Source organism: Methanopyrus kandleri AV19, from assembly GCF_000007185.1.
Lineage (GTDB): Archaea > JAADCQ01 > Methanopyri > Methanopyrales > Methanopyraceae > Methanopyrus > Methanopyrus kandleri.
This window is the reverse complement of record NC_003551.1, coordinates 114341-134825: the sequence shown is the minus strand read 5'-3', so window position 1 is coordinate 134825 and position 20485 is coordinate 114341. Positions and strand designations below refer to the sequence as shown.

Below are 20485 nucleotides of genomic sequence, written 5' to 3'. Positions count from 1 at the left end.
TCCGTCCGGTATCTTCCCGAGGGGGGTGGCTGATGAGTTCCAGGCTGACACTTGTCATCGCGTTCGTGCTCTTGATCGCCGTGTCACCCGTTCACGCCGGTAAGTTGGTCATCATCACGGGGTACTGGTCCACGGGTATGCCCGCCGCGAAGGCCGCTTCCGGGCTGCCCGTAACTGTCATCGTAGAGGACACGGTTTCCAAAGGGTTCGTGCCCGAGGAACACGTGAGGGAGGCGGTCGAGTCCGCCGACACCCTGCTGTTGATCCACACGACGAGCAACACGGTGTTCGGGAACGTCCTCAACGAGTTGTTCTCGGAATCGTCCTCCGAGAAACGCGTGTTCGAGTTCGACAACGTGCTCCCGGGACCGTCCGAAGTGAAGAGTTTGGACTCCGTGAAGGTCAATTGGTACGGGCTGGAGATTCCACTCTCCCTGTACGTACAGTCGCGTTCCGTTCGGAACTTCCGCTCGCTGTTCTCCTATTTCCTCGAGAGGCACCCCGGTCCCTACCATCCCTTCGACGGATGGGTCGAAGGCTACGACTTCGAGCGCGACGAGGTAATCCGCCCGTCCGACCCCAATCCGGGAGAAGTCATGACTCTGATCGAGCGGTACGGCGATGGAGGCGTCATCCTCGGTAACACCCGTTACCCCGCCTGGTTCGTAGAGCTCCTCCGGAAACACCTCCCTGATATCATCGAGGAGGTTCTGAGTAAGGAACCCCGCCGGGAGGGACCGACGGTACTTGTAATCGTTGACACTACGAGGATGGAGAGCGGTTGGACGGCCCCCATCCGCGAGCTGTGTAAGGCGCTGAGGGAGCGCGGTCTGAACCCGATGGTCTTGGGCCTTCACTACGACATCCTCGACGGATGCCTTGAGGACGTACTACTGGCTCTGAAGCGGATCGTATCCGAGTACAACGTGCAGACGATCGCGCTTCTCCCGGGGTTCTTCAAGATGCGTTCCCCCGACTCGCCGGAAGTCGAGCTGCTGAAGGAGCTGAACCTACCCGTGATCAAGCTCGTGAGTCTGCCCTGGACGATGAGCGAGTGGCAGACGTGCTGGCGTACTCCGAGCGGTCTGGACTGGTTCGCCCTTTACCATATCGTGATCCCGGAGAACTTGGGTGCCATCGAGGGGATCCCGATCTCGGTCCGTGAGTGGCGTAAGGACGGTCCCGAGGCGCTACTGGACCGCGTGTGGTGCTCGGATACACCCGTCCCCGAGATGATCCGCATAGCCGCCGACAGGATCCTGGCCTGGATCGAGCTACGCAATACCCCGAACCGGGAGAAGCGTGTCGTAATCCTGTACTGGGCGGCGGAGCCGGGTAAGGAGGGCGTCGGTACGGCCTCATCGTTGGACGTACCCGCGTCGATCGTGAACTTTCTCGCATGGCTGATGAAGGCGAGCTACCGCGTCGAAATTCCCGAGGAACTGAAGGAAAAGCTGCTGGAGTTCGCGGACGAGATCCCGGCCGAGGCACGCGGGTTATCGATCGAGGAGATGCTGCTGCGGATCGCGGAGCTGGAAGAACGGGCGGAAGAGCTCGCCCAGGAGGGCAGGTGGAAGGAGGCCCTCGACCTCTACTACAAGGCCTATCGGCTCATCAGGCCCCTCGCCGACGCCCTCGGACGACTCATGGTGGAGGAGGGTTCCAACGTCGGTGCGTACATCCTGAGGCGCGTTAACGTGGAAGGTCACAGGCTCGTTCTCCGGCTGCTGGCCTATGAGCACGGTCGGTTCGTGGAGCGGGAGCAGGAGATCCGGTACCTGCACCTGTTGCCGCTCGACGAGTACCTGAAATGGTACCGGTCGCTGCCCGAGGAGGCTCGGTTGTGCATGGAGAAAGGCATCTTCGGGTACCTGGAGGCGGTGTTGCTTCAGATCCAAAAGCACGGTCCGATCACCGACCCGCTGAAGTTGCAGGCCATCGTCAACGGACTGAAGTCACTCGTATCCTACGTGGCGGGTCATCTGCAATACCTGGACGTTCCCGAGGAGACGAAGGAGCAGTTCCAACGTGACGTGGAGTCACTGGTGGACGCTGTCATCGGTGCCCTGACGGATCCGAAGGAGGTGAATCAGGCTCTCGAGCTGTGTCGGTCCCTCCACGCCAAGTGGGGCCGAGTTGAGGCCTTCTACGGCTGGTTCACGGGTTGGGGCCCGCCCGAGCGCTCGCGGTATCTCGTCGAGATCGACGGAAAGAAGTACTTCGTGATACGGGGGATCGACTTCGGAAACGTCATCGTCGCGCCCCAGCCCGCCCGAGGCTACTACGTCGGGATCAGCGTCGCGTACCACTCCACCGTGCTGCCACCCTGTCACTACTATCTGGCCTGTTACTACTACTTCACTCGGGTGTTCCGGGCGCACGTGATTGTGAACACGGGTAAACACGGGACGTACGAGTGGCTGCCGTACAAGCCTCTGTTCATGTCCTGGTGGGACTTCCCACAGATATGTATCCAAAACGTGCCCCAGGTCTACCCGTACTACGTCGCGGACCCGTCGGAGGCGCTGGTGGCGAAGCGCCGCGGCTGGGCGGTGATAGTGAACTACCTACCTCAGTCCCTGGTCAAGGAGGAGCTCACCGGCGACATGGGTCAACTCCTAGAGCTGCTGGAGAGGTACCAGTCCTCCCACCTGAGCTCCCTGAAACCGGCGATTCTGGATCTGGTAAAGAAGACGCGAGCGTACGAGCTGCTGAACCTGAGCTCGCTGGAGGCGTTCGAGCGGAAATTCGACGAGAACTGCGCCAAGCTGTACTTCCTGCTGCACGACCTGGAGGAGCATGAGGTGGTCCCGATCGGCCTCCACGTGTTCGGGATGCCGCCGATCGGAGAGGATCCCGTCGGCACCGTGGCTAGCTTCGCGGCGAAGGTACTCCTGAACGAGGTGATGGGGGCACTGGACTACTCCAGGGCCCTGGACGTGTGTCGTGAAGTGATCGAGCGACCCGAGACGCGGGACGCCGATGACCTACACCGCGAGGCGGCCCGGATCGTTGAACTGCTCTTCGAGAGCGCGCGGCTCGAACGTACGAACTTCCTCAACGCGCTGAGCGGTGGCTACGTGCCGCCGGGTTTCAACTCGAGCCCCTTCAAACAGATCGACGCATTACCCACGGGCCGGAACGCGTGCATGTTCGATCCCCGGAAGTGGCCGGACTGGATCTCGATCAACGTGGCCTACACGGTCGCGATCCCGCTACGTACGGTCACTAGGAAGGTGGTGGCCTTCGACTGGGCGACGGACAACATCAACACCAGGGGGCTACCGATCGCGGTCCAGATGCTCCTGTTGGGTGTGCTCCCGCACCGTAACGCGGACTGGGTCGTGACGGGCGTCGATCCATCCCTCTGTATGAACCCCAGCGGCGTATCCTACACCCGACGCCTCGGCCAGATTCTAGTCGTGGGCCGCATCGTCCGGATGGAGTCGCTCGGATCGGGTGCCGTTCGCCTGGTGCTCGAGCCTCCGATGGGCGGTCAACGCATCGAGGTGCGGTGTCCGGTCAACGTGCTGCCGATACCGCTCCACTTGGACGATGAAGTCATGGTACTGGGCACGCTGGTGTCCACGGGCGGTCGCGTGGAGGTCGTTAATGCCAGGGTCCTCTCTGAGGAAGAGGCGAAGAGGATCGAGGACGAAGTACTCACGCCCACGCAACTCTCGGCCGTCGGACGGGCGTTCGGCAGGCTTCCGATCCGCGGTAGAGTCGAACGTGTGGAAGGGCGGTACATCGTCCTAACGGACGGGTGTACGGAAGTCCGGGTGCGGATAGACGAGGGACGCGTGCCGGAGGAGGGAGAGACAGTCACCGTGATCGGCACGGTAACGCTCGTGGGAGACGAGCCGGTGATCTCGGCCAGCCTGGTGCTTCGGGAGGTCCCACGTCGACTCACCGACGTGATCGTCACAGGTACCTCGTGCTTCCGAGACGTGTTCGCGCACAACATCCTGACGGAACTGTTCTTGGGCCGAGTGGCGGCGATTCTGGCCGCCGAACCCTACCTGGCCCGACTATTGAGTCACAGCTCCCTGATCGTCAGCGACGTGGACAAAGTCCTAGAGATCCGCGGGATCGATGAATACCCGGTGTACTGGGTTCGCCGGTGGCTGCGCGAGACCGTGGAGCGGCTATCCCAGGGTGAGTGGAAGAATCCGATCCACGAGACCGTGCTGCACGTGTACCGGGCGGCGCTGTGGCGGGCGCTCACGACCCCGGACGAGGAGCTGGCTCGCGAGCTCGAGGAGGGGCTGAGGCGGCTCTACGACCTGGTGGGGGAGTTCTGCGCAGAACACGGATACGACTTCGAATCCGTCGTCAACACCGCGGCCTCCCTCGCCGTTCTCGTGCCACCGGCTGAGAACTATCCGTTCCTGGACTGGGCCGCCGTCTACCTGGCGCTGTTGACCTGTCGGGAGTCGAACATAACCTCCGCGCCGGATGCCGGTTCTGGAGGTTCTCCGAACGGTGGGATCATTACGGGCTGGATCGAGCAGGTCCGGGAGGTTCCGGACGAGGATCTCCCGTTACTGGCTGCCCTCAACGTGTTCTGTCAGGCGCCCGGTGACTACACGAACGTGATCGGCAAGACGATCGAGTCCGGAGAGTTCCTGCTGGAGGATCGGTTGAACCTGGCGCTGAGCTGGATATCCGGTCTCAGCTACGTCTACGGGCCGAAGCACTGGGGAGCCAGCTTCCCGCTCCTCCTCGCACTGAACCTCGCGGCGCCCGACCGCACGCTTCACACGATGGTTTCGTCCGACGAGAAGGCCACGTTCTTCTATGACGACTGTATCTACGCGTTCGAGGGTGGTCTGAGGCTGGCCGTGAGCGCGGTCAACGGGCTGCTACCCGAGCAGGAGACGATGATCGACGCGTTGGTCCTGAACCTCAGGAACGCGGCCCTCGGCTCTTACGTAGGCGGTGATTACTCGCAGATGGCGCGCAGGCTCGCGGAGGAGATCCAACTGATGGCCGCGGCGAACCCGAACCTAGCCCCCTGGTTGCGTGATCTCGCCTCTCAGCTCAGTGCGGGCAGCTACCTGGCGGCGCTCCTGGCTTCGAACATGACCTCGCTGTTCTCCACCGTGACCACCCGTACGCTCGCCGCACTCACCGGGAATGAGACGGCCGCCTTCCGGTACTCCCTACTCATGCCCTTCGACACCTACGCATGGTACGATCTGATGCGTACGGTCTTCAACCCGGTTTACGTCCGCGGGCTCCGGTTCCACGGGTACTCGGGTGCTGTGGAACTCCTGAAACGCCTTGGTTACCTCATCCGCGGCTGGTCCACGCTCGCATTGGGACTCCTCGGCTGGGAGGGGATTTTCCGTCGGACGGCGAGTACGCTCGTGGAGAACCGGGAGTGGCTGGCGCGATACTCCCCGGAGGGTCTGTTCTCGCTGGCGGTGTCTCTGCTCGTGATCGCGTACGACCGGGCGCAGCACAAGCTGATCAGCGAGGAAGTCCTCAAGAGCCGGGAGTTCGTAGCCCTCGTCCGGGACGTGATCGTGCCCGAGCTCCTCCGGGGCGTCCTATGCTGCTGTCCGGGAGTCTGCGGGAATCCGGTAGTGCAGCAGCGCCTCTTGGAGGCGCTCTCCCAGTACGAGGGACTGGTTCCCAACCTCCGCGAGGCCATGGCGGTCTTCGCCGCCAACTACATGAACAATCCGGAGCTCGTCGCCCGGATCCTCCGGCAGCTCACGTCTCCCGCGTTCACGAGAGAAACCGCCCCGATGGCCGCCAGGACTGTCAGAACTTTGGCGGTGCGAGCTACCGCGAGTCAAGCGGTCGCGATTTCGGCCACGATCGCGGCGATTCTGGCCAGTCAGGCTGCGCTCAGCGGTCCCGGTCGGGGTGCCGTCCCGGTATCGGTTACGGGCGTCCTGCTCCGGGGAACTGTCGGCGCGAAGTCGGCCGCTACCGTCGAAGTGAGTGTCGGAAGCTCGGCGGGTAAGGGTAAGCCTTCGCAGGAGAGATCGGCGAGGGCCTCGATACTTCGTCGGACCTCGGCGCAGTCCCCCGTCACCACCTCGGTCCCTCGCTGGATACTCGTAGCCCTCATCGTCGCGCTGCTGGCGGCGGTCATCCTAGTCGGCACGCTGTGGAGACCGAGGATCGGAACTTCACGGGGCTGGTGAAGAGGTTATTATCGAGAGCGCCACCAGAGGCGTCGACGAACGTTGAGGGGGCCACGCATGAGCGGCGACAAGGACCGGCGGCTGCCGTTCGACCGGGATCGGGAGATGATCACGAAGGCCGAGGTGGAGACGGACCCACGGTACGGTTGTCCTCCCGAGGAGCGCCCTATCGAGGAATACATCATGAAGGGTGTCATCAACCTGGACAAGCCGGCCGGACCCACATCGCACGAGGTTGTGGCTTGGGTGAAGGAGATCTTCGGGCTGTCCAAGGCGGGTCACGGTGGTACCCTGGACCCTAAGGTCACGGGAGTCCTTCCGATCGCCCTCGAGAAAGCCACGAAGATAATCCAGACGCTGCTACCGGCGGGTAAGGAGTACGTGACGATTATGCATCTCCACGGCGATGTGGACGAGGAGGAGCTCGAGCGCGTTGTGAAGGAGTTCGAGGGGACGATACTTCAGCGGCCACCGTTACGCTCGGCAGTCAAGAGGAGGGTACGTCCTAAGAAGATCTACTACATCGATATTCTCGAGATCGACGGTCGCGACGTGCTGATGAGGGTCGGGTGTCAGGCTGGTACCTACATTCGGAAGCTGTGTCACGACATCGGTGAGGCCTTGGGTGTCGGTGCGCACATGGCGGAGCTCCGGAGGACGAGGACAGGGCCGTTCTCGGAGGAGAACGCGGTCACGCTCCACGACGTCAAGGACGCGTACGAGTTCTGGAAGGAGGAGGGATGGGAAGAGCCCTTACGACACGTTGTACGACCGATGGAGGAAGGTCTCGAGCACCTACCGAGAATAGAGATCAGGGATACGGCCGTCGACGCCATCTGCCACGGAGCCAACCTGGCTGCGCCGGGAATCGTTAGGGTGGAGAAGGGGATCCAGCCCGGCGATCTAGTCGCCATCTTCACGCTGAAAGGGGAGGCGGTAGCGCTGGGAGTGGCCAAGGCCACTTGGAAGGAGATGCTACACGCGGATCGGGGTATTATGGTGGACACCAAGAGGGTCCTGATGGAGCCGGGCACGTACCCGAAGGCTTGGGGGTTAAAGACCCCTGGAGAGTAGCACCGTTAAGTTCTCCACTCGTGCCTCGACGTCGTTGCGCTCCAGTCCTTCCCTGAGGTTGTATTCGCAGAACGGGCAGACCGTGGTCAGCACTTCGGCTCCGGTCTCGCGTACCATGTGAGCCTTCACGTCGGACATCAGCTCCGCGAGCTCCGGTAGACCGGATCGAACGCCCCCACCGGCCCCGCAACACCGGTCCGGTTCCTCCATCTCGACGAACTCGACGTTCTCGATCGACCGGATGAGCTTCCTGGGCTCGTCCTCGACGCCTTGCCCCCGCTTCAGGTGACACGGGTCGTGGTACGTAACCGTTGTACGCTCCGGGAGCCGGAACCCCCGCTCGTGTGCCCTTATCTCTACGAGTAACTCCGTGACGTCGAGTACATCCCACTCGAACCTATCACCGAGGAGCTCAGGGTAATTGTTCTTCAGCGTGGCCCCACAACCGGCGCAGACGGTGACGATAACGTCGGGGTCGACCCGTCGGAACGTCTCCAGGTTCTCGAAAGCTAGACGCTCGGCGCGGTCGTGCTGCCCGGTCCTCAGGAGCGGTGAGCCGCAGCAGACCTGCTCCCGAGGGACGATCAGTCTGATCCCTAACTCCTCGGCCAGCCTGACTAGGGCCTTCCCGGTATCGGGTAGTCGGTAGTCCACGAGACATCCCGTGAAAAACATGGCCTTGACGTCTCCTTCCCCGTACTCGCCGGAGTACTCCTCTAAGAACGACCTGTCCCTCTTCTCGACGGACCTGCCCGTGCGTACGGCCCTCTCTCCTAGCTCTTTGTGCTCGGGTAGTGGGCCTTTACCTTCCTCGTAGAGTCTCGCCCGTACCGTCTCGACGGCCTTCGCCGGGATCTCTATGTCCTTAGGACACACCTCGGCGCAGGTATGGCACGTGGTGCAGGCGTACACGGAGTCGTCTATTTCGGGGGACTCGTCCCATTTTTCGGCCTCCTCCGCTACCTTCCGTAGCACGATCGGACCCGGGTTCCGCGCCGATCCCGCCTTGATCACGGGGCACTCGGCGACACAGCAGAGGCACTCGATGCAAGATCTGAGCTCGTACAATTTCCGCTGCTTCTCGGGTTCCATCCGACGGAACCACTCTCGGTGGGATTTAGGGGAAAGAGGCCGGAGCCTCGACGTGACCGCCGACCAATCGACCGCCAGGTCCTTAACCACGGGCAGGTGTCTCAACGGCCCCACGGTCACTTCCTGGCCGGGTTCCAACCGGTACTCGCAGGCGAGTCGAGCTTTCCCGTTCACTAGCACGGCGCAGGTGCCACATTGAGCGTTCCGGCACGAGAACTCGAACTCGAGGTCCGGTATCTCGTGCTCCTTGATCCATCGTAGCGCGTCGAGTAGCGTCATCCCCTCACGATACGGTACTTTCACGCGCTCCGATCGCTCGGGGGTCTCGATGCGAATCACGACGGCTTCGTTCAAGTCCCTCACCACCTGATCTTGGTGAGGTCCAACTCCACATCCGTGATCTCGCGGACGAATTCGACGGCAACGCGTCGACCCAGGTCGAGTGGATCTCCACGGTAACCGAGGTCGCGTAGGGAGGAGGCGGGGACGGGAACACCTTCGGTCGTCACGTTGATCCCGAGGTGCGCGAGCGAACCGGGGCCCGCCGGCTTGAAAACCGACACGGTGAGCTTTCTACCGTCGTGTAGGAGATCGTCACCGTCGCGGTCCAGATCCGTCGATAGTTCCTTCTCGATGACTTCCTTCGTTACGACTACCAGCAACCTTTGAAGCAGTCCTGCTACCAGCGGATCGGCCCGGGTAGGGTCGTCCACGAGCAAATGCAGCACGTCGTTGCCCCGGATAGGCGAGCCGACGTCCTCAGCATCAGCGGTGTATTCCGTCCTCACGTCCATCGGGCCTCGAAACACCACTACGGCCCGCCCTTTAATTCCGTACCGCTCGTGAGCGAACGCCCTGCGGAGCTGCGAGCCGTCGTACTCGAGCTCCTCACGGTCGACGATCACTATCCACTGGCCTACCTCCTCGATGGTAACGCTCCCTCCAGCTCTAACAGCCTCCTCTTCCATTCCAACCCCCACCTGAACCCACCGAGCCCGTCGGCGGCTACGACGCGGTGACATGCCACGATTATCGGGACCCTGTTTCGGGCGAGGGAGACTCCTACCACCCGGGGATGGGTGTTGGCCTTTTGGGCGATATCCCCGTAGGTGACCACCGTCCCGTACGGGATCTCACGGACGAGCTCGAGCACTTCCCGGGGTTTTCCGGAAACGTTTATCCTCACCGGGACGTCATCGAAGTCTACGGGGTAGCCTCGGAAGTACCGCTCCAGGTCACGTTTAAGGGAGTGGAGCGTGCGGAATCCCTCCGCCGGTGGCGTGCCCTCTCCCGGTAAGGTAACCTCCAGCACGGCCTCGCCGTCGTGGACTACGTACCCGCGTCCGTAGGGCGTCCGATAAGCGAACCGGTACCGCGAGGGGGTGACCCCCCTGCCCGAGCCTGTGCGAGAAGAGGACTTAGACTGGGAAGAGATCGGCCTCCGGGTGGGACTTGAGATCCACCGGCAGCTCGATACTTCCAGAAAGCTGTTCTGTCGCTGTACTCCAGAGCTGGTGGAAGAGGTACCGAAGGAGCCCAAGGTCAGACGTAAGCTCCGCCCGGTCCAGAGCGAGATGGGCGAGTTCGATCCGGCGGCCTTGGAGGAGTTCAAGCGCGACCGAACGTTCTACTACCTGGCGGACGGGTCCTTCTCGTGCCTAGTCGAACTGGACGAAGAGCCCCCGCACGAGCCTTGTTCTGAAGCCCTTGACGTCGCGATTAAGGTCACCCTCCTTCTGGGTGGGTCCGTCGTCGACGAGGTGCACGTGATGCGAAAGATGGTGATCGACGGTTCGAACACCACCGGCTTCCAGCGTACAATGCTCGTCGGGTTCGGTGGTGAGGTTCCGACGTCCGAAGGCCCCGTCCGTATCAGCACGGTGTGTCTGGAGGAAGACGCCGCCCGCAAGGTGAAGGGACGTGATCAGGATCTCGAGGTTGATTACTGCCTAGACAGGCTCGGGATACCGCTTATCGAGGTCTCTACGGAGCCGGACATCAGAACACCGGAACAGGCCCGTGAGGCCGCTGAGAGGATCGGTGAGGCGATCAAAGCCGTCGGCGGTGTGAAGTCGGGAATCGGTACGGTAAGGCAGGACGTGAACGTCTCGATAGAGGGCGGTGCCGTGCAGGAGATCAAGGGTGTTCAGGACCTGAACCTGATTCCCAAGGTGGTCAAGTACGAGGCGTTGAGACAGGCGAATCTCCTCAGGATCCGGGACGAGCTTCGTGAACGCGGTGTCAGTGAGACGGACCTGATCGACTGTGAGCCCATGGATGTCACGGACGTGTTCGAGGACACGGACAGCGAGGTCATCCGTCGGGAGCTCGAGCGCGGTGGTGTAGTGTACGCTCTGCTTCTGCCCGGGTTCGAGGGGATCTTAGGCTGGGAGCTGTGTCCGGGTCGAAGGTTCGGTACCGAACTCGCCGACTACGCGAGGAGACGAGGGGTTTCGGGGCTGTTCCACTCCGATGAGCTCCCCAAGTACGGTATCTCGGAGGAGGAAGTTGAGGCCGTCAGGCAGCGCCTCGGAGCGGAAGACGGTGACGGGTTCGTCTTGATAGCGGGCCCGGAGGATCGCGTTAAGTCCGCCATGGAAGCGGTGAAAGATCGTGCCATCATGGCGCTGAAAGGCGTCCCTGCCGAGACCCGCCGCGCTCGGAAGGACGGGACGACGGAGTACATGCGGCCCCGCCCGGGAGCCGCTCGAATGTACCCTGAGACGGACATCCCGCCCGTGGTGATCGACGAGGACAGGGTAAAGGAGCTGGCGGAAGAGCTTCCGGAGAAACCTTGGGAGCGTAAGGAGAGGCTCGCCGAGGAGTACGGTCTCGGGGAGGAGTTAGTGGAGCAGATGTTCGAGCATGGAGTCGTGGACGAGTTCGAGGAGATTGTGGAGGAGACCGGGGTGGAACCCAAGGTAGCGGCGGCCACGCTGGTGAACACGATCCCGCGGCTTGAAAAAGACGGGTACCCCGTGGATAACCTCACCATAGACCACGTTAAGGAAGTGCTGAGGCTTTACGCCGAGGGTGCCATAGCTAAGTCTGGGATCGAGGAGCTGCTGGGTGCCCTGGCGGCCGATCCGGACTCCGATCCCGAGGAGCTTGCGGAAGAGCTCGGCATCGTGATGGCGTCCGAGGAAGAGATCGAGGAGGTGGTCGAAGAGGCGATTCGTAGGTACGAGGATAAGATTCGGGAGCGAGGTATGGCAGTCATGGGCAAGATCATGGGTGAGGTGATGGAGGTCCTACGGGGGCGGGCGGACGGTAAACGAGTAAGCGAGCTCGTCCGTGAGCGAATTCGAGAGATTTCGGGAGAGTGATCAGGTTGGATGTCAGGGAGCGCGTGGTAAAGCTCCTGTGCGACTACATCTCTATCCCCAGCGTCAGCGGCGAGGAGGAAGAGCTTTCGGAGCGATACGCTTCGGACCTGGAGCGTGCCGGCCTAGAGGTGGAAATCGACCGTCTGGGGAACGTGATCGGACGACGTGGAGAGCCAGAGGTATGTCTAACGTCACATCTCGATACCGTCCCACCCGACGAGATGGAGAAACCCTTCGAACCCCGCATCGTCGACGGTAAGCTGTACGGCCGAGGAGCTTGCGATGCGAAGGCCAATCTGGCCGTTTACGCTACCCTGGCCGAGATATGGGATGGACCATTGGAGATAATCGCGGTAGTCCGAGAAGAGACCGATTCGGCCGGCATTCGTCACGTGTTACGTCGTGGGGAAATTCAAGCGAACCACGTGATCAACGGGGAACCGACGGAACTACGTCCCGTGATCGGGCACAAGTCCCGTGTGGAAGTTAGGTTGTGTATTGAAGGAGAGCCCAAACACGCCGGCTCACACAACCCGGAGAACCCCATTTTGAAGTTCTGCAAGATACTGCATGATCTCCATGAGATGCTGGAAGATCTTGAGGACGCACTTGGAGTCCCTACCGCCAACCCCACGAGCGTCCACTCCAGGGGGGTGGCGACTAACGTGACACCCCAGTGCCTGGAGGCCGTATTGGACGTCAGGCTCAACACTCAGCTGTCTCCCGAGGACCTCGAGCGATTCTTCCACGAGGTGGAGGGGGTCTCGGCCGAGATTCGGGCAGGAGCACCTCCGTTCGTACTCTCGGGCGACGAGCCAGTGGTACGCGCGCTACGGGAAGCTCTCAGCGCCCGCGGGCTCCCGGACGAACCTATTACCTGGCCGGCGAGCACGGACGCCGGTTACATCCGTAACCTAGGAGGTAAGGACGTGGTAGTCTTCGGACCCGGTTCGATCGACTACGCACACTCCCCTTCGGAGCACGTCCCGATCGAGGAGCTCGTGGATGCCGTTCGCGTGCTTTATGACGTTGTGGAATACCTCTCGTCGTAAAGGGTGTGAACGGTTTGTGCGGGATCGTGGGATACACAGGGGAGCGTGACGCGGCCCCCATTATAGTCGACTCGTTGGTTAGGCTCGAGTACCGCGGCTACGACTCCGCCGGAGTCGCCACGATCCACGAGGGTCGATTGTACCTCGAGAAGGATGCCGGGAAGCTTACCGAAGGCGGCGAGCCGACGAAGCTGCAGCGTAGCCTCAGAAAGCTTCCCGGTAAGATTGGAATCGGACACACCCGATGGGCGACTCATGGAGACCCTAACCGCCGTAACGCGCATCCGCACACGGACTGCCGTGACGAGATCGCGGTCGTACACAACGGAATCATCGAGAACTTCATGCAACTTAGGGAGGAGCTGGAGGATAAGGGACACCGGTTCGACTCCGAGACGGACACCGAGGTCGTACCTCATCTCATCGAGCAGGGGATGAAGGAAGGGAAGTCGTTCTTCGAGGCGTTCGTCGAAGCCGTGCGCCGGCTGGAGGGGTCGTACGCCATCGCCGCCATTTGTACCCGCGAGCCCGACGTAATCCTGGCCGCTAGAAAGGAGAGCCCGTTGGTAGTAGGGTTGGGAGACGACGGTAACTTCTTGGCGTCCGATATACCGGCGATACTACCCGAGACGAACCGCGTGATCCCTATCGACGACGGCGAGATCGTCGTGGTGAAGCGTGATGAGGTCAGAATACTGGACGCGGAGACCCTTGAGGATGTCACGGAAGAGAAGGAAGTGCAGATAGTTGAAGAGGATCCGCACACGCTGGAACGCCGCGGTTATCCACACTTCATGCTCAAGGAGATCCACGAGCAACCCGAAGCCGTCAGGAACACGCTACGGATCGAACGGGAGAACCTCATGGAGATGGCGGAAGAGCTCGTCGGCGGCGATTACACCAAGTTGTACATCGTCGCGTGCGGTACCTCGTATCACGCTGGACTCGGCGCGAAGTATGCCACCGAGTTGCTCGCGAAGTTCCCCGTGGACGTGGTGATAGCCTCCGAGTTCCGGTACGTGACAAAGGAACTCGTCGACGAGAATACCCTCGTTCTAGCCATCTCCCAGTCGGGTGAGACCGCCGATACGCTGGCGGCTGTACGAGAAGCGAACGCTCGGGGAGCTACGACGATCGCGCTGACCAACGTCGTCGGGAGCACGATCACCCGCGAGGTCGATCACGTCATGTACACCCACGCCGGCTTCGAGAAAGCCGTCGCCGCCACGAAGACCTACACGGCGCAGCTCGCGGCGATGTACACACTGGCCGTGGAGCTAGCCCGCCACTTCGGGGAGATCACGAACAAGGAGGCGGAGGAGTACCACGCGGAGCTGAACAAGGTTCCGGAGATGTTGGAGGAGGTACTCAGCTGGGAGCGGGAGCGTGAGATAGCGGTGATGGGTGGTCGATACAAGGAACGTCCCAACTGGTTCTTCATCGGCCGTGGTCCGGGATACCCGACCGCCATGGAGGGCGCACTGAAGCTCAAGGAGATCACCTACCAGCACGCGGAGGCGTACCCGGCGGGTGAGCTCAAGCACGGTCCGCTGGCGTTGATCGAGGAAGGCGTGCCGGTGGTCGCCGTAGCTCAGCCAGGCGGCGTCTACGAGAAGATGCTCGCGAACATCGAGGAGGTGAAAGCTCGGGGTGCCACTGTGATCACCGTGGCCGATGAGAAGGACGAGGCCGTGGAGGAGCACTCCGATCACGTCATCCGAGTGCCGAGTATCAGCGAGGTGTTCTCCCCGATCGTTTACACGGTACCGCTTCAGTTGCTGGCGTACTACATGAGCGTGGCCAGAGGCATCGATCCGGACTATCCACGGAACCTGGCCAAGAGCGTAACCGTGGAGTGAGTTCAGTCCTCCTCCTCTTCGATACCTATCACCTTGAAGATCCGCTTACGTACCGCCTGCTCGACGAGGTCGAGCACCATGTCGCTCTCGACGTCCTGGAAGATACCTAACGGGATCTCGGCCGCGGCGGCCTTCGAGTGACCTCCCGCGGAACCCACGTCACCGAACGCTTCTTTCATTATCTCGCCTATGTTCAGGCGGATATCGTCCGTTCGCGCGGAGATCTTCACCTTGCCGTTGACCACACCGAACACTATGACCGTGTGAACGCCTTCGAGGTTGAGCAGGTAGTCGGCGGCTTGAGGTAAGGCGTCCTCGTTCTTGACGAACCCCACGTTCGAGAACAAGTAGCTCCGGATAACCGTCCTGTTGCGGATGGCCTCTCCGAGCACGTCGAGGGTCTCGGGAGAGATGTCCGGAGACTCGATCTTAGCCAGCGCCTCGTGATCGGCCCGCGGGTAGAGATACGCGGCCGCCTTGAGGTCCTCCGGTGACACGTTCCTCGTGAAGTTCAGCGTGTCGGTTCTGATACCGTACAGTAGCGCCGTCGCTATCCTTCGGTCGACGTTCCTATCGAGGATCTTGAGGTATTGGGTGAGTATCGTAGAAGCCGCACCGACCTCAGGTCTATGATCCACGAAGTCCGCGAGCTCTAGAGCGCTCTTAGAGGTGCCGTTCATGTCCATCATGCCGTCCGACGAATCGTGATGGTCGACCGCCACCAGGATCCTATCCTCGATACCGTCGTACTCCGCCAGCTCCCGCGGTAGGACCGGGGTGTCCACTACGGCGATGGCATCGTACTCATCGAGGTCGACACGTGATATCCGCTTCATCTCGATATCGAGGAGGTTCACGAGGGCTTTGTTCTCCTGATGGCCGATCTCGCCTCCATACACCACGTCGGATTGAACGTCGACGATACTGGCTATCTCCTGGAGGGCTACAGCGCTGGCGATAGAGTCGGGATCCGGGTTGTTGTGCGGGATTATAGCCAGGGTCTCCACGTCTTCGAGCTTCGTTAACAGCTCGTGCACTTTTCGGCGGTTCCTCACGTTGTCGATGTTGTGAAGCAACTTCTCGACCAGCAGCTGATTCGGGGAGAGAACCTCGTCCGCTCCGAGCTCCTTGAACTCCTCAACGCGTTCCTCGTCCGTGACCCGCGCGATGACGTACGTGTCCTCGTTGATCTCGCGAATCAGTCTGATAGCTTCCGCGTTCGCGTCGTCGTCGGGGGTGAGGACGTACACCATGACGGCCCTTTCTATACCCGCCTTAAGTAACACTTCCTTCTCCGTAATGTCCCCGATAATCACGTCGAAGCCTTGCTCCCTCAGGACCTCCGCACGGTCCTCGTTGCAGTCGACGATTACCACCTCTTCACCACGATCCCTCAGTGCGTCCGCTACCACGTGACCTACTGACCCACCACCCAACACGGCATGAAGGGTGATCGCAGCTTCCCCCTGTTAACCCGCGGGAGGCTGTACACTGGGCGTGCACGAGGTACGGCAACTCCTTAAAACCTGTTTATGCGAAAAAACCTGGAAGCTGGTTAGGGAGAACCCGAAACAACCAGGGCGTGTGGCGTGTGGGCGGCGCGCGGAATCCCGTGGGGGGAGAATCAGCGGCGTTTGGGCTTTCTAATCCCCAAGAACCTGGCGCACTTGGGGCAGTAGTACACCTTGCGACTGAAAGTGTGAACGTATCGGTCGTCCACCGCCTGACGGACCACCGGGTCGGTGATCCTGAACCCTTGCGTCCAGGGGATGGCCTTGTGTCGTGGTACTTTTCCTCCGCAGCACTCACAGGTCACGAACGAGGGCTTACCACGCGATTTCGACTGTTTCCATCCATCGCGACCCTTACGTCTGGGATTGCGCGCCATCGCGCGATCCCTCCCGGCTAGCCCTCTCTGTCGAAGTATATATTCTTCCCGGTTGCGGATAGCGGGATTCCGATCACGACGTCCGCGTCGACTACACCCAAGGAGCGTGCTGCGACGCCGATGGTGTACATCAGTCGGTTGTCGACCACTAGATCGTTGGCGACCTTCGCCGCCGATCCCAAGGCGATTCCTAGATCGATCAGCTTGAACCCGCAGATCGGTCCCGCGAACTCGACGTCCGCGCTGCGCTCCTCGATATCGTCACAGGAGGCTCCGCACATGCCGCAGTTGAGGCCGCAAGGTCCGCTGGACTTGACACCGATTAACACCAGGCACTCCGATCTTCTGAGGCACTCCGCGTCGCGCTTGAAGAAGTCGGCTCCCTTTTCCTCGGCAATTTCTTCCATCCGCTCGGCGATCTTCTCCAGCGTGTCCTCGTCCTCCACGATCTCGATGACGATGTCGTCGATACCCCTCGTTTTCGGAGCTGTGCGGGCGGCTACCGCCATCAGGCGCGCAGCTTGGCGGACGCCCTCGGACTCGGGCCTCACTCCCGCTTACCCCCGCACCGTGGGTGGCTTTTCAGCCAGGAGCATGTCGAACAGAGTATCACACAGGACCGTGGCCAACTTCGCGTCCTTCTCGGCCGCGGCCGGGGGCGCGATACCGTCGGGATCGTCCGTGACCGCGCATATCATCCCGTCTTTGGTTCTACACATCATACCGGGCCGAGCTGGAATCCAACGCTTCTTGCGGGGATCGTACACACGATCGAACCTCTTGCCGCGATACGCTTCTTCGGAGGTTATAGGCACCCTGAGGAGAGCCTTATTCACGGCTTCGGTACCCCGACCGGGGAAGAACGCGTCCATGAGCGCCTTCCCTAGGGCCGTGAACGTCCCCGTAGCGAGACACTTTTTATTCGCCGCTTCCGGTTCGGCGCGCGCGTTGGTTATCCGGACCCTGACCTGATACATGCCCGTGATCGGGGTTACGAGTGATCTGACGATGTCTTTCACCCGATCCGCTCTGGGAACGTCCACATCCAGCACCAGGCCGGAGCCTGGCTTTACGCTCACCTCGACGTGCGTGAGCACACCTTTGGTCACTGCCTCGGCCAGTGCTCGCGCCTCGACCAAAGTCAAAACCCTCCCTCGGGGTGTTCGGGTTGGAGGACGTACATTCCGTCGTGCGGGCGGTGGAGAAGCATCACGAGTGGCTGAAGAAGTGCCTCCCCATGATCGCCAGCGAGAACGTGACCAGCCCCGCGGTGCGCGAGATGCTCGTGACGGATTTCGGGCACCGGTACGCCGAAGGGAAACCCGGTGAGCGGCTTTACGAGGGTTGTGAGTACATCGACGAAGTCGAGCTGGCCTGTGTACGACTGGCCAAAGAGCTCTTCGGTGCCGAGCACGCGAACGTCCAGCCCACATCCGGCGTGGTGGCCAACCTAGCCGCTCTCTTCGCGTTGACCGAGCCCGGTGACACGATCTTGGGGCTTCGGATCTCCCACGGGGGTCACATCAGCCACCACGATATCAGCGCTCCGGGTGTTAGAGGGCTCAACGTCGAGTACCTACCGTTCGACGAGGAGGATATGGCCATCGACGTCGACGGTATGGTCCGCAAGATCGAGGAAGTCGAGCCGTCGGTGGTCATGCTCGGGGCTAGCCTGTTCCTGTTTCCACATCCGGTGGAGGAGGCCGTAGAAGCCGTGGAGGCCGTCGGAGGTTACGTGGTGTACGACGCCGCCCACGTGCTCGGACTGATCGCCGGCGGTCAGTTCCAGGACCCTATCCGAGAAGGCGCTCACGTGGTCACCGGAAGCACTCACAAGACGTTTCCGGGTCCTCAGGGCGGAATCGTGCTCTGTCAACGGGATCTAGCCGACGACATCGACGAGGCAGTGTTTCCGGGGCTCGTGAGCAACCACCACCTGCACCACGTGGCGGCGCTGGCCGTAGCGCTCGCGGAGTTCAAGGAGTACGGGGAGCGATACGCGCGTGACACGGTTCGGAACGCTAAGGCTCTGGCCGAGGCTCTGTACGCCGAGGGGCTCCGGGTACTCTGTGAGCACCGGGGCTTCACGGAGTCCCATCAAATCGCCGTGGACGTGCGGGAGCAAGGAGGGGGAGCGGTCATCGCCGAAAAACTGGAGAGTGCCAACATCCTGTGCAACAAGAACCTGCTACCCTGGGACGACGAGTCGAAATCCCACGATCCGAGCGGTATCCGGCTGGGCACCCAGGAGCTCACCCGGTTGGGCATGGGTCTTTCTGAGATGGAGTACATCGCCGAGCTGATCGCGGACGTCGTGCTCGGTCGCAGGGAGCCGTCCGAGGTCCGGAAGGACGTCGAGGAACTCCGGCGTGAGTTCCAGGAGGTCAAGTACGGGTTCGGGTCGGGAGTGGGTGCCCACGAATGGCCCAGGCTCGCCGACTGGTAGTGTTAGACTTCGATGGAACGCTGGTCGATGGGGAGACCATCGATCTAATCGCGGAGGCGGCCGGAGTCGACGATGAAGTCGAAGAGATCACGAGACGGGCGATGCGCGGTGAGCTCGAGTTCGGAGAGGCCCTCCGGGAACGGGTCCGGTTACTGGCCGGTACACCCGCCTCCGTTCTCGACGAGGTCGTGACCGAGCTGCGCCTGAACCCCGGCGTCCGGGAATTCGTAGCGGCCGTACGATCCGTGGGAGCCGCCGTAGCGGTGATCAGCGGAGGGTTCACCGAAGTGGTCTCCCATTTCTGTAGAGAACTAGGGTTGGACGCGTACGTGGCCAACGAACTCGAGGTACGGAACGGTTTCCTCACGGGCAGAGTTTACGGCCCCGTCATGAGCTCTTCCGCGAAGGGAAGGGTTCTGATGGAGCTATGCCGCCGGTTCGGCACCCGTCCTGAGGACACCGTGGCGGTCGGAGACGGCGCGAACGACGCATCAATGTTAAAGCGTGTCGGTCTGCCTTTAGGGTTCCGCCCTAAAAAGCCGCTGTACGAGATCATCGAGATGGCGTTCGACGACTTTCGTCGTGCCGTTCCCGTCGTACTGCGCTTCTGGGGTGTTCCCGTCGAATGATGCTCTCCGAGGACAAGCTGCAGAAAATCAAGGAGCTCGAAAATCAGCTAGTTAAGACCCGTGAGGAACTCGATGACCTTGAAGAAAAGCGGCAGGAAATCCAGCGTAAAATAGACCAGCTTCGGAGTCAAATCCACGAGATCCGGGAGCGAGCGGAGAAGTACCGGGCTAAGCGTGACGAGTTGAACGAACGCGTCCGAGAGCTCAGAGAGCGCGCCGACGAGCATCGTCGACGTAGGGACGAGCTGAACGAGGAGGTCCAGCAGTATAAGGCTAAGCGTGACGAGTTGAACGAGCGTGCCAGGGAGTTGGCTCAGAAGGCCCGGGAGCACGTCGAGACCGCCAAGAAACTGCGCTCCAAAGTGGGACGTCCGATCCGGGAGATCCGAGCCGAGATACGTAGGCTCGAAAGGGAGATCGAGACCAACCCGCTCAGTCCGAGAAGAGAGGAGCAGATCGCCCAGCGTCTCGAAGAGCTCCGCGAGCAGCTGAGGGCGTGGGAGAAGGCTAACGAGCACTCCAAGAAGGCCGACGAGTTGTTCTCCCAGGCGGACGAGCTCCGCGAAAAGGCCTCCGAATACCACGAAAAGGTCGTGAAGACTGCCGAAGAGGCCGACAAGTACCATCAGAAGATGATCGAATGTTACGAGCGCGCCGATAAGCTGCGGGAGAAGGCGGATGGTTACCACCGCAAGTACGTCGAGGAGTTGGCCAAAGTGAAACCGTTGGAAGACGAGCTCCGTGAACTTCAGTCGGAGCTCCGTGATTTAGAGCAGAAAATCATGGAGAAACGCGCGGAAGAGCGCGCGCTCGAGGTTCGAATCAAGGACCTGGAGAAACAGGCGGTGGACGAAGAGCGACTGAAGGAGATCAAGGAGCGGCTCGAGCGTGGGGAGAAGGTCAGCTGGGAGGAACTCCAGCTACTGCAGGAGTACGGCGAAATGTGAGATGGAGGTTC

15 protein-coding genes are annotated in these 20485 nt (G+C 61.3%); 8 read left to right on the top strand and 7 right to left on the bottom strand.

Going from position 1 to position 20485, the window contains the following annotated elements:
* The first annotated feature begins 32 nt into the window (after window positions 1-32).
* Entirely contained in the window at window positions 33-6161 is a 6129-nt protein-coding gene (locus MK_RS00720; protein WP_011018506.1) for a cobaltochelatase subunit CobN, read from the top strand.
* Between the two features lie 57 nt (window positions 6162-6218).
* Complete coding sequence (locus MK_RS00715) at window positions 6219-7235, top strand: RNA-guided pseudouridylation complex pseudouridine synthase subunit Cbf5 (protein WP_011018505.1); 1017 nt, start codon at window positions 6219-6221, stop codon at window positions 7233-7235.
* Here the strand turns inward: MK_RS00715 and tfrB are convergent.
* Genes tfrB through MK_RS00700 form a run of 3 tightly spaced genes read right to left on the bottom strand, consistent with a single transcriptional unit; the run spans window position 7215 to window position 9639 of the window.
* The gene (gene tfrB, locus MK_RS00710; protein ID WP_158295856.1) at window positions 7215-8681 is read right to left on the bottom strand and encodes a fumarate reductase (CoM/CoB) subunit TfrB; all 1467 of its coding nucleotides are present in this window, start codon (window positions 8679-8681) and stop codon (window positions 7215-7217) included. The genes MK_RS00715 and tfrB overlap by 21 nt on opposite strands.
* Before the next feature lie 5 nt (window positions 8682-8686).
* Window positions 8687-9295, bottom strand: coding sequence for a DUF366 family protein (locus MK_RS00705; RefSeq protein ID WP_158295855.1), 609 nt, complete (start codon window positions 9293-9295; stop codon window positions 8687-8689).
* Window positions 9244-9639, bottom strand: a complete 396-nt coding sequence (locus tag MK_RS00700; RefSeq protein ID WP_011018502.1) for a methylated-DNA--[protein]-cysteine S-methyltransferase — start codon at window positions 9637-9639, stop codon at window positions 9244-9246. The genes MK_RS00705 and MK_RS00700 overlap by 52 nt, the downstream gene beginning before the upstream one ends.
* Before the next feature lie 91 nt (window positions 9640-9730).
* Here MK_RS00700 and gatE point away from each other — a divergent pair, with 91 nt between their 5' ends.
* Genes gatE through glmS form a run of 3 tightly spaced genes read left to right on the top strand, consistent with a single transcriptional unit; the run spans window position 9731 to window position 14564 of the window.
* Complete coding sequence (gene gatE, locus MK_RS00695) at window positions 9731-11653, top strand: Glu-tRNA(Gln) amidotransferase subunit GatE (RefSeq protein WP_011018501.1); 1923 nt, start codon at window positions 9731-9733, stop codon at window positions 11651-11653.
* A gap of 5 nt (window positions 11654-11658) precedes the next feature.
* The gene (locus tag MK_RS00690) at window positions 11659-12705 is read left to right on the top strand and encodes a M20 family metallopeptidase (protein ID WP_148679392.1); all 1047 of its coding nucleotides are present in this window, start codon (window positions 11659-11661) and stop codon (window positions 12703-12705) included.
* Between the two features lie 14 nt (window positions 12706-12719).
* Window positions 12720-14564, top strand: a complete 1845-nt coding sequence (gene glmS, locus MK_RS00685; protein WP_148679391.1) for a glutamine--fructose-6-phosphate transaminase (isomerizing) — start codon at window positions 12720-12722, stop codon at window positions 14562-14564.
* A 2-nt stretch (window positions 14565-14566) separates the two neighbouring features.
* Here glmS and MK_RS00680 read toward each other — a convergent pair whose 3' ends face one another.
* The 4 genes from MK_RS00680 to MK_RS00665 form a co-directional block, all read right to left on the bottom strand.
* Window positions 14567-16003, bottom strand: coding sequence for a DHH family phosphoesterase (locus MK_RS00680; RefSeq protein ID WP_226988648.1), 1437 nt, complete (start codon window positions 16001-16003; stop codon window positions 14567-14569).
* A gap of 185 nt (window positions 16004-16188) precedes the next feature.
* The gene (locus tag MK_RS00675; RefSeq protein WP_011018497.1) at window positions 16189-16452 is read right to left on the bottom strand and encodes a Zn-ribbon containing protein; all 264 of its coding nucleotides are present in this window, start codon (window positions 16450-16452) and stop codon (window positions 16189-16191) included.
* Between the two features lie 17 nt (window positions 16453-16469).
* Window positions 16470-17003 carry a ferredoxin domain-containing protein gene (locus MK_RS00670; protein ID WP_011018496.1) on the bottom strand — a complete coding sequence of 178 codons (534 nt, stop codon included), beginning with the start codon at window positions 17001-17003 and terminating at the stop codon, window positions 16470-16472.
* Between the two features lie 6 nt (window positions 17004-17009).
* The gene (locus MK_RS00665) at window positions 17010-17591 is read right to left on the bottom strand and encodes a hypothetical protein (protein WP_011018495.1); all 582 of its coding nucleotides are present in this window, start codon (window positions 17589-17591) and stop codon (window positions 17010-17012) included.
* 20 nt (window positions 17592-17611) lie between these two features.
* Between MK_RS00665 and glyA the strand changes: the two genes are divergently transcribed.
* The 3 genes from glyA to MK_RS00650 are packed head-to-tail and all read left to right on the top strand — an operon-like array spanning window position 17612 to window position 20474.
* Window positions 17612-18898: a serine hydroxymethyltransferase gene (gene glyA, locus MK_RS00660; protein WP_011018494.1), complete on the top strand. Its 1287-nt coding sequence runs from the start codon at window positions 17612-17614 to the stop codon at window positions 18896-18898.
* Complete coding sequence (gene serB / locus MK_RS00655; RefSeq protein ID WP_011018493.1) at window positions 18874-19527, top strand: phosphoserine phosphatase SerB; 654 nt, start codon at window positions 18874-18876, stop codon at window positions 19525-19527. Before glyA ends, serB begins: the two co-directional genes overlap by 25 nt.
* A complete protein-coding gene (locus tag MK_RS00650; protein ID WP_011018492.1) occupies window positions 19524-20474 on the top strand; it encodes a coiled-coil protein in 951 nt (316 codons plus the stop codon). The genes serB and MK_RS00650 overlap by 4 nt, the downstream gene beginning before the upstream one ends.
* Window positions 20475-20485 lie beyond the last annotated feature (11 nt).

What these genes read in the sequence shown, in the direction of transcription:
- MK_RS00705 (WP_158295855.1), bottom strand. Translation starts at nt 9,295, where the DNA reads ATGGAAGAGGAGGCTGTTAGAGCTGGAGGGAGCGTTACCATCGAGGAG.
- MK_RS00675 (WP_011018497.1), bottom strand. Translation starts at nt 16,452, where the DNA reads ATGGCGCGCAATCCCAGACGTAAGGGTCGCGATGGATGGAAACAGTCG.
- MK_RS00715 (WP_011018505.1), top strand. Translation starts at nt 6,219, where the DNA reads ATGAGCGGCGACAAGGACCGGCGGCTGCCGTTCGACCGGGATCGGGAG.
- MK_RS00720 (WP_011018506.1), top strand. Translation starts at nt 33, where the DNA reads ATGAGTTCCAGGCTGACACTTGTCATCGCGTTCGTGCTCTTGATCGCC.
- MK_RS00650 (WP_011018492.1), top strand. Translation starts at nt 19,524, where the DNA reads ATGATGCTCTCCGAGGACAAGCTGCAGAAAATCAAGGAGCTCGAAAAT.
- serB (WP_011018493.1), top strand. Translation starts at nt 18,874, where the DNA reads ATGGCCCAGGCTCGCCGACTGGTAGTGTTAGACTTCGATGGAACGCTG.